Annotated in this window: 8 protein-coding genes; 6 read left to right on the forward strand and 2 right to left on the reverse strand. The window is 49.7% G+C overall.

What is annotated here, in order from left to right; genetic code table 11:
• The coding region (locus Q0236_RS03955; RefSeq protein WP_297915343.1) for a DnaJ domain-containing protein at positions 1–621 on the reverse strand (621 nt) is incomplete at its 3' end.
• 129 nt (positions 622–750) lie between these two features.
• On the opposite strand from Q0236_RS03955, the gene Q0236_RS03960 reads away from it, so the two are divergent.
• From Q0236_RS03960 to recR, 3 genes are read left to right on the forward strand one after another with little or no spacing between them, the layout of a single operon-like run.
• Complete coding sequence (locus tag Q0236_RS03960; RefSeq protein WP_297915345.1) at positions 751–1,422, forward strand: response regulator transcription factor; 672 nt, start codon at positions 751–753, stop codon at positions 1,420–1,422.
• Positions 1,419–2,660 carry an ArsS family sensor histidine kinase gene (locus Q0236_RS03965; RefSeq protein WP_297915347.1) on the forward strand — a complete coding sequence of 414 codons (1,242 nt, stop codon included), beginning with the start codon at positions 1,419–1,421 and terminating at the stop codon, positions 2,658–2,660. The genes Q0236_RS03960 and Q0236_RS03965 overlap by 4 nt, the downstream gene beginning before the upstream one ends.
• Complete coding sequence (gene recR / locus Q0236_RS03970; protein WP_297915349.1) at positions 2,657–3,226, forward strand: recombination mediator RecR; 570 nt, start codon at positions 2,657–2,659, stop codon at positions 3,224–3,226. The genes Q0236_RS03965 and recR overlap by 4 nt, the downstream gene beginning before the upstream one ends.
• Before the next feature lie 147 nt (positions 3,227–3,373).
• Here recR and Q0236_RS03975 read toward each other — a convergent pair whose 3' ends face one another.
• The gene (locus Q0236_RS03975; RefSeq protein WP_297915351.1) at positions 3,374–3,631 is read right to left on the reverse strand and encodes a hypothetical protein; all 258 of its coding nucleotides are present in this window, start codon (positions 3,629–3,631) and stop codon (positions 3,374–3,376) included.
• 89 nt (positions 3,632–3,720) lie between these two features.
• On the opposite strand from Q0236_RS03975, the gene murC reads away from it, so the two are divergent.
• From murC to Q0236_RS03990, 3 genes are all read left to right on the forward strand, one after another.
• Positions 3,721–5,028: a UDP-N-acetylmuramate--L-alanine ligase gene (gene murC / locus Q0236_RS03980; protein WP_005870158.1), complete on the forward strand. Its 1,308-nt coding sequence runs from the start codon at positions 3,721–3,723 to the stop codon at positions 5,026–5,028.
• Positions 5,029–5,089: 61 nt separating this feature from the next.
• Positions 5,090–5,788: a hypothetical protein gene (locus Q0236_RS03985; RefSeq protein WP_297915353.1), complete on the forward strand. Its 699-nt coding sequence runs from the start codon at positions 5,090–5,092 to the stop codon at positions 5,786–5,788.
• Positions 5,778–7,985: an endonuclease MutS2 gene (locus Q0236_RS03990; protein WP_297915355.1), complete on the forward strand. Its 2,208-nt coding sequence runs from the start codon at positions 5,778–5,780 to the stop codon at positions 7,983–7,985. The genes Q0236_RS03985 and Q0236_RS03990 overlap by 11 nt, the downstream gene beginning before the upstream one ends.
• Positions 7,986–8,883: the final 898 nt, after the last annotated feature.

Below are 8,883 nucleotides of genomic sequence, written 5' to 3' on the forward strand. Positions count from 1 at the left end.
CACGTCCTCTTCGGTAAAGCCCTTGCCGCCGCAATCCTTGCACCTGTCTTTTACGATCTCGCCCGTGCCGCCGCATTCGGAGCAGCTTTGGATAAAGCTCATATATCCGCGCCTTACAGCGACGCGCCCGGTACCGCCGCAAGCGGAGCAGGTGTGTCTTTTTTTATCCTTCGAGCCGGTGGCGTCGCAGGTGGAGCACGGCTTTTTGATCTTATATTTTATTTCCTTGTGAACGCCCTCTAAAGCCTCTTTAAACTCCAGCGTTACGGCCAGTTCGGTATCTATGCCGTATGGATCACTAGGGCGTGAGCGACCGCCTCCACCGAATGCCTGCTCAAAAAAATCGCCGAAAATCGAGCTGAAATCAAATCCTCCGCCGCCCGCGCCGCCGTATGCGCCGCTGATGCCCTCTTTGCCGTAGCGATCATACATCCTGCGCTTTTGATCGTCGCTTAAAATTTGATACGCTTCGTTGATCTTTTTAAATTTCTCCTCCGATTCCTTGTCGCCCTGGTTGCGGTCGGGATGAAATTCCAAAGCGAGCTTTCGAAACGCCTTTTTTATCGTCTCGGCGTCGGCATCGCGCGCCACGCCTAAAATTTCATAATAATCTTCTTCCACGAAATTCTCCTTGAACTATACAAAAGGGGCAATTTTATCTAAATTTAATAAAACGCAAGTTAAGACTTAACTATTTTTATGTATAATGCAATATTTAAAATTTCAAATCAACGATGCAAAGGATAAAAAATGATAAATGTATTGATGATAGAAGACGACAGCGAGTTTGCACAGCTTCTAACCGAATATCTAGCTAAATTTAACATCCAAGTTACAAACTTCGAAGACCCGTATCTGGGCATTAGCGCAGGGATTAAAAACTACGATCTTCTTATTTTGGATCTTACGCTTCCTGGGATGGACGGACTTGAAGTCTGCAAAGAGATCCGCGAGAAATACGACATTCCGATCATCATCAGCTCGGCTAGAAGCGACGTGAGCGATCGCGTTGTAGGCCTTCAGATCGGCGCGGACGATTACCTACCGAAGCCTTATGATCCAAAAGAGATGCACGCGCGCATCATGAGCCTCATCCGCCGCTACAAAAAAGCTAGCGAAAAGGAAGAAATCGCCACGGATAGCGTATTTCGCATCGACGATAAGCGCCATGAAATTTACTTCGGCGAGGAGTCCCTCGTGTTAACGCCTGCGGAGTATGAAATTTTAGAATACCTCATCAAGCAGCATAGCTTTTCGGTATCTCGCGAGCAGCTCGTATACCATTGCAAGAGCCTAAAAGATAAGGACTCAAAGAGCCTAGATGTCATCATCGGACGCCTACGCACCAAAATCGGCGACAGTTCCAAAGCGCCTAAGCATATCTTTTCGGTTCGCGGTATCGGCTACAAGCTCATCGGATGAAACACTCCTTAATCACGAAGATCACCGTATTTTTCGTAATCGCGCTTATTCTGGTATGCACGCTTTTTATCACTTTCGGGCGCATCCAGATGAGCAAAGCCCTGGGGGCGATGCAGGCGAACCAGATAAACGCGGTAAATTATCTACTTGAGCTTTACAAACGCAACACCCCGCCTAGCGACATCGAGCAGTATTTTTCAAATTTCGGACTCGAGCTCGTCAAAGATAAAAACGTTATCCAAAATATCGGCACCAGCGGGAAGAAATTTTTCGTCCAAGACACCTCGATCGGGGAGTTTAGCTCGGTCGAGTATAACAACTCGCTCTTTTTAAATATCAAAAACAACTCCTTCATCGTCGTTTTTGAAAGTATCGGCACCAAAAATTTAAATGATCCACTCTGGGTTGGGTTTTTCCTCACCGTCGCGGTTTTAGTTTCGCTTTATCTGTCGATCATGAAGAGCTTCACGCCGCTAAAAAAACTAAGCAAAAATATCAAAAAATTCGCCCAGGGCAACCTGGACGTAAATTTAGCCGCCACGCATAGCGAGGACGAGATCGGGCAGGTCGCGCAGGAATTTAACAACGCGATTGCCAAAATTCAAGAGCTGATCCGCTCGCGCCAGCTGTTTTTGCGCACCATCATGCACGAGCTCAAAACCCCGATCGGCAAGGGCAGGCTCATTACGGAGATGCTTGAGGACGAGACTCAAAAGGTGCGACTCGTAAACGTTTTTGAGCGGCTTGAAATTTTAATCAACGAATTTGCCAAAATCGAGCAACTGCTCTCAAAAAGCTACTCGCTCAACTATCAGGATTATCATTTCAGCCTCATTTTAGAGCAAGTAAAAGATATGTCGATGCTCGATAATTGGGACGAGCTCATTAGCACGGATATCGAGTGCGATGCGGTGATAAACGTGGATTTCGGGCTATTTGCGCTGGCGATTAAAAATTTAATCGATAACGCCCTAAAATACTCCAGCGATAAAAAAGTCCGCATCATCTGCGATGAAAACAAAGTAAGCGTCGCCAACCGCGGCGCGGCGCTTGCAAAATCATTCGAACATTACAAGCAAGCCTTTATCAGAAATAAAGACGAGAAAGCCACCGGCATGGGGCTTGGGCTTTACATCATCGATAAAATTTGCGAGCTACACAAATTCCGCTTCGAGTACAATTACAGCGACGGCACACACTACTTCTCGATCGTCTTTTCGCCGAAGGGCGCTATATGAGCGGCGGAGACAGGTTCGAAGAGCTCGTCGCAAGCTTTGAAAAGCTTCCGGGCGTGGGCAAAAAGTCCGCCCTGCGCTTTGCCTACTACGTAAGTGTGCAAAATTCCTTCCTAGGGCTAAATTTAGCGCACAATATCGAAGAGGCGGTGCGCGGACTGCACAGATGCCGCATCTGCGGTGCGGTATGCGAGGGCGAGATCTGCGAATACTGCGCCGACGAGGAGCGCGAAAGCGATAAAATTTGCATCGTCGAAAATCCAAAAGACATCTTTATTTTAGAGAGTAATAAAATTTACAACGGTCGCTACTTCGTGCTAGACGCCGCTGACGAAGATAAAATCGCGGCGCTGCGCGAGATGGTGAGCCGAAACGGCGCGAGCGAGCTGATATTTGCGCTGACGCCGGGCATCAACTCCGACGGGATCATGCTTTACGTCGAGGACAAGCTCGCGGATCTGGGTTTGAAATTTACCAAGCTCGCTCAGGGCGTGCCTACGGGCGTGAGTTTAGATAACGTCGATATGCTCTCGCTAATAAAGGCGATCAACGGGCGCACTGAAATTTAAAATTTCGATGAAATTTTAAATTTATGCGGGTAAATTTATCGGCTAAATTTAAAGCGCAAAGCGGCGAATAGATTTAGCCGCAAAGCCCAAGCGGCGAAATTTCGGGCGTTAAATTTAAAGTCGGCGCGCGATGAAATTTATTAAAATTTACGCGGCTTCGGTGCGCGAAACGATGGGGTGGGCGCGACGACAAACGACGTCCCGCTCGCCGCGAGGTTTTAACGGCGAGTTTGAGCCGTAAAATTTAAGCGCTCTCGTTTCAAGGCGGAATTTCGAGCGCTCAAATTTTAAAAGGCGAAATTCTAAAGGCAAATTTAGATCGCTAAATTTTAAAAGCACTTTCGAAAGTAGCGAGACGGGGTTGCGCGACGCGGCGAGCTCGTAAAATTTAGAGGCAAATTTCAAGGCGTGAAATGGTTTAAATTTTTAAATTTCGCCGGCGCGGGATTTAAAAATTTAAACGTAATTATCTATTATATTATTTAAGGACAAAGGTGAAAAAGGTTCATTTTATCGGCATCGGCGGCATAGGGATATCGGCATTAGCGAGATTTTTACACGAGAAAAATTTTATCATCTCAGGCTCTGATATCAAAGAGAGCGAGACGACTTACAAGCTAAGAGCGGACGGTATGGAGATCATCACGCCGCACGACGCTTCGGCGATCAAGGATCAGGAGATCGTCATCTACTCCGCCGCGATCAAAGAGGACAACGTCGAGCTGCAAGCCGCGCGCAAAAAAGGGATCGTCTGCCTCTCGCGCAAGGAGGCCCTGCCCTTCGTGCTAAAAGACAAGCGCGTCTTCGCAGTCGCCGGCGCGCACGGCAAAAGCACCACGAGCGCGATAACCTCGGCGCTGATAAACGGCTCGGTCATCATCGGCGCGATCTCCAAGCAGTTCGGCTCGAATATGAAATATGAAAATAGCGAAAACATCATCTTTGAAGCCGACGAGAGCGATTCTAGCTTTTTAAATTCCAACCCCTACGTCGCGGTCGTAACCAACGCCGAGCCCGAGCATATGGATCATTACGACAACGATTTGGATAAATTTCACGCGGCGTATCGCGGCTTTTTGGAGCGCGCCAAGATCCGCGTGATAAACGCCGAGGATGAGTTTTTAAGCTCCATCAAGCTCGGCTGTATCAAGCTCTTTCCTTCGCGCGATATAACGGATCTAAAGGTGCTGCTACGCGATCATCAGCCGTTTATGAGTTTTAATCTTAAAGAGCTCGGACGCTTCGAGGTTTACGGGCTAGGAAGGCACATCGCCATAGACGCGTCGCTAGCGATCCTAGCCGCTGCGTGCGAGACGGGGCTAGAGCAGATCCGTAAAAATTTACTAAATTACAAAGGGATCAAAAAGCGCTTCGACATCCTGTGCGCTACCCCAAACTTCGTGCTCATAGACGACTACGGCCACCACCCCACCGAGATCAGAGCGACGCTGCAAAGCGCGCGCGAATACGCTAGCTTGCTAGGGCTTAGCAAGATCACGGCGATCTTTCAGCCGCACCGCTTCAGCAGACTTAAGGCGAATTTAAACGCTTTTAAGGAGTGCTTTGCGGGCGTAGAAGAGCTCGTGGTGCTGCCCGTTTATGCCGCGGGCGAGCCTAGCAACGGCATCGATCTGAAAGAGGAGTTTAAGGGGCTCGGCGCGCTATTTACCGAGCGGGTCTTTAGAAACGGCGAAAAGATAGAATTTAGCGATATTTTCGGCGTCCGCCACATCATAAACGACGGGCTCGTGATCGGATTTGGCGCAGGCGACATCACCTATCAGCTACGCGGAGAATTTTAGACTTGAAAACTCTCGCCGAATTTATTAGACAAACTCCGCTGCGGACGAACAAGGATAAAATTTGAGATTTTTAATATTTATTTTCGCATTTTTATTTATCGCGGCGATCTTTTTCGTGCGGGACGAAATTTTAAGCAAAAGGGCTAAAATCATCGCCACGGCGCTGATCGTGCTGCTGTGCGCGGGGGCGTATTTTTATGAAAGCGCGAGCGAGCGCTCCGCCAAGCTTGAGGAGGAGATGGTGTTTAAATTTAATGCAGGCGCCAGATTAAGATGCGGCGGCGCGATAAATTCCGCTTCTGAAACGCGCGGCTCGGATGCGAAAAATTTAAGCTCGCAAGCGGATGAAGCAAATTTAAAAGAGCAGGACAAGACCGCTTCTGCCACACAAAGCTCCACTGCTCAAACGAACGAGCAGGCTTCCGCCGCGCAAGTAAACGGCGCCGTCTCGAGCGGGCAAAATTCCGCACAAAGCCCTACTTCGCAAAATTCTACGCAGCAGAACGATACGCAGAGCCTCGCGCCACAAAATTCCATGCGACAAAGCGACACGCAAATCTCCGATCCTCAAAGCTCCGCTCAAAATTCTAAAACTACGCAAAATTTTGCCGCAGACAAAGAGCAAGGCTCCGCGCAGATCGTAACGCGAGAGAGCTTCACCTACTCCTTTTCGCTGGGCGCTTTCATCGCCAAAAAAAGCGCGGGCGCGGAGTTTAAGGGTAAAACTTATAAAATCAAAGAGTGCGTTTATGATCAGTGACGAACTTTTTACGCGCCTCGATTTGAGCGAGTATCTAGCCAAATTTAAAAGCTTTTTGGCGCGCGAAAAGCCGCTGTTTTTAAGCGGCGATAGCAAGCTAAATTTTGAAAAAATTTCGGAGCTTACGAAATTTGATCTCGCGCAGTGCGAAAGCGTTGCAAACCTAGACGACGCGCTGATGCGCATCTGCAAGCACGGCGTGCTTCATATCAGCGAAATTTACGAATTCAGCAAGATCGTCCGATATTTTCTGTATCTCAAAAAGCAGCCTTTTGAGGGCAAACTCGCCGCTTGGCTTGCAAAGATCGAAATTCCTGCGCCCATCGCGCAATTAAAGGATTATTTCGACGATCAGGGCGGCTTTCGCGACGCGATAGACGAGCGCTTCGGCGCGCTAAATGAAGCGTTTAAGATAAAAAAGGGCGAGATCGAGCAGACGCTAAAAAGGCTGATCTATTCCAAAGCCCTTTCGCCCTATCTCGCCGACACGCAGATCCACTACATAAGCGACACCGAGGCTCTGCTGGTACGCGGCGGCTTTAATCACGTGCTAAAAGGCAGCGTCGTAGCGCGCTCAAGCGGAGGCTATTTTTACGTGCTTCCAGACGCGATCGCGGCTCTGAAATCCGCTCAAAGCGCGATTTTGGATAAAAAGGAGCAGATCGTTTTCGAGCACTGCAAGCAGATCAGCGCGGTTTTCAATAAGAATTTAGCTTTTCTGAAATTTATAAACGCCGCCTTCGACGCGATCGATGCGCTGATTGCGCGCGCCGCGATGGCAAGAGCGAGCGATTATGAGTTCGTCCTGCCTGAGCCCTCGCGCGACATCGTCCTAGATAGCTTCGCCCACCCCGCGCTTAAAAATCCAAAGCGCGTGAGCGTGGAATTTAGCGGCAAAATTCTACTCATCACCGGCGTGAATGCGGGCGGAAAATCGATGCTTTTAAAAAGCATTCTAAGCGCGGCGCTGCTAGCTAAGTACCTCCTTCCGATGCCTATTCGCGCAAGCCTCAGCCGCATCGGCACCTTTAAAGAGTTCGAGCTCATAATGGAGGATCCGCAAAACTCCAAAAACGACATCTCGACCTTTGCAGGCAGGATGGTTGCCTTTAGCAAGCTTTTCGGGCGCAAAGAAATTCTAATCGGCGTCGATGAGATCGAGCTGGGTACCGATTTTGAGGAGGCTGCGAGCCTATACGGCGCGATGATCGAGCAGCTGATAAGCGGCGATGTAAAAATGATCATCACCACGCATCACAAGCGCCTGGCGATGCTACTAGCGAAGGATCCGCGCGTGGAGCTGCTGGCGGCGCTTTACGACGAGAAAAACAGCGCGCCGAAATATGAGTTTTTAAAGGGCACGATCGGCAAATCCTACGCCTTTGAAACCGCGCTGCGCTACGGCATAGCGCAAAATTTGATCGCCGCGGCGCGCAAAAACTACGGCGAGAGCAAAGAAAATTTAAACGAAGCGATCTCAAAAGCGATAAATTTAGAGCTTGAGCTAAAACAAAAACTAGCCCAAACGCAGCAAAAAGAGGAGAAATTAGACGCGTTGAGCGAGGCGCTAAAAGATCAGCGCGAGCGCGCGCAAAGCGAGCTGAAGGCGGAGCTTTCAAGGCTGCAAAACGAATACTACCGCGCCATTTCGGAGGCCAAACGCAGCGTGAGCCTAAGCGACGTGCGTGAAAAGCAGCGCGCCATAAACCGCGCAAACGAGCTCGCACGGGCCGTGCAGCAGCCCGAACTCAGCACGCCCGAGCCGCAAAGCTTCAAGGTGGGCGATCGCGTCAAATACGGCAAGATCAAGGGCGAAATTTTATCGCTTAGCAAAACCCAGGCGCTGATGCTAAGCGACGGCATCAGGCTGCGCGTGCCGCTTAGCGAGCTAAAGCGCAGCGGCGCGGCGCCCGCGCCCGTAAAAAACATCAGCATCAAGGTGCAAAAGCCCACCTCTGCATCGCTCGTGCTCGATCTGCACGGCTTGCGCGCCGAGGAAGCGATCAGCAGGCTTGATAAATTTATCAGCCAAAGCCTCGTGATGGGCTTTGATGAGATCATCGTCAAGCACGGCATCGGCACGGGCAAGCTCGCGTTCGCGGTCAAGGAGTTTTTAAAATCGCACCCAAGCGTCAAGGGGTTTCGCGACGGCACGCCCGCAGAAGGGGGCTTCGGCTCAAAGGTCGTCTCGCTTTAGGCTTAGGCTCAAAGGCCTTTTCGCTTTAGACGCCAGCGCGAATGATTTAGACATAGAATTTCGCCGCAGAATTTGTAACTTGGCTTTTCGCTAAAACTTCATGCGGCGTAGCCGCAATGTAAAATAAGCGCGGACGCAGTCCGCAGTTTAAATTTAACGCGAGCGTAGCTCGCCCCGCTAGCGTCGCGCGGGTGGGAGTTGGTAAGGGGGCGGGCGCGCCTCGCAACTCCGAGCGCCGCCCCCTTACGAATATTGCGCATAATGCACCCAAGCGCTAGGCTATATCATAAAATTTTGTAACAATTTACAAAATAGAATTTCATCTTATAATAAATTTGAAATTTCTCTATGTAGAATTTTGCATCTAGAATTTAGGTCGTGGCGGCGTTTTCTCTTAAGGGGAAAGGGGCGCTACTTACTCTGCTTCGCTGCGCTCGCAAGAAACGCCGCCAGGCTAAGCCTTGCGTCGCTACGCTCGTTTTGCGAGGCGCTCCCCTTCTCCCTTAAAATCCCCTAACCCCTGGCACGCTCAAGGGGCGAGCTTTCAGCTCGCGTTAAATTTTAATATAGCTTGAATACGACACGCGGAATTTTACGCTTGTTTGTTCCATTAGAATTAAACACAGGAGTAGCCTGCACCGCTAGCGTCGCGCGGATGGGGGTGGTAGGGGAGCGCCCCGCTAACTCCGAGCGCCGCCCCCCTTACTGGTCATGTATGGCACACAACGTCAACATAAATATGCATAAATTTTTTGGAATTTAACTGATAAATTTACAACTTAAATTTAAAGCGTCGCTTTACCTTATAAAATTCCGTTTAAATTTTAGCTCGTGATATCGTAATCTTGGGGCGGGAAGGGGGCTTGAATTGCGAGGTCGCTCCCCTTCCCGCCCCAAA

It is taken from the genome of uncultured Campylobacter sp. (assembly GCF_938031315.1).
Classification (GTDB): Bacteria; Campylobacterota; Campylobacteria; order Campylobacterales; family Campylobacteraceae; genus Campylobacter_B.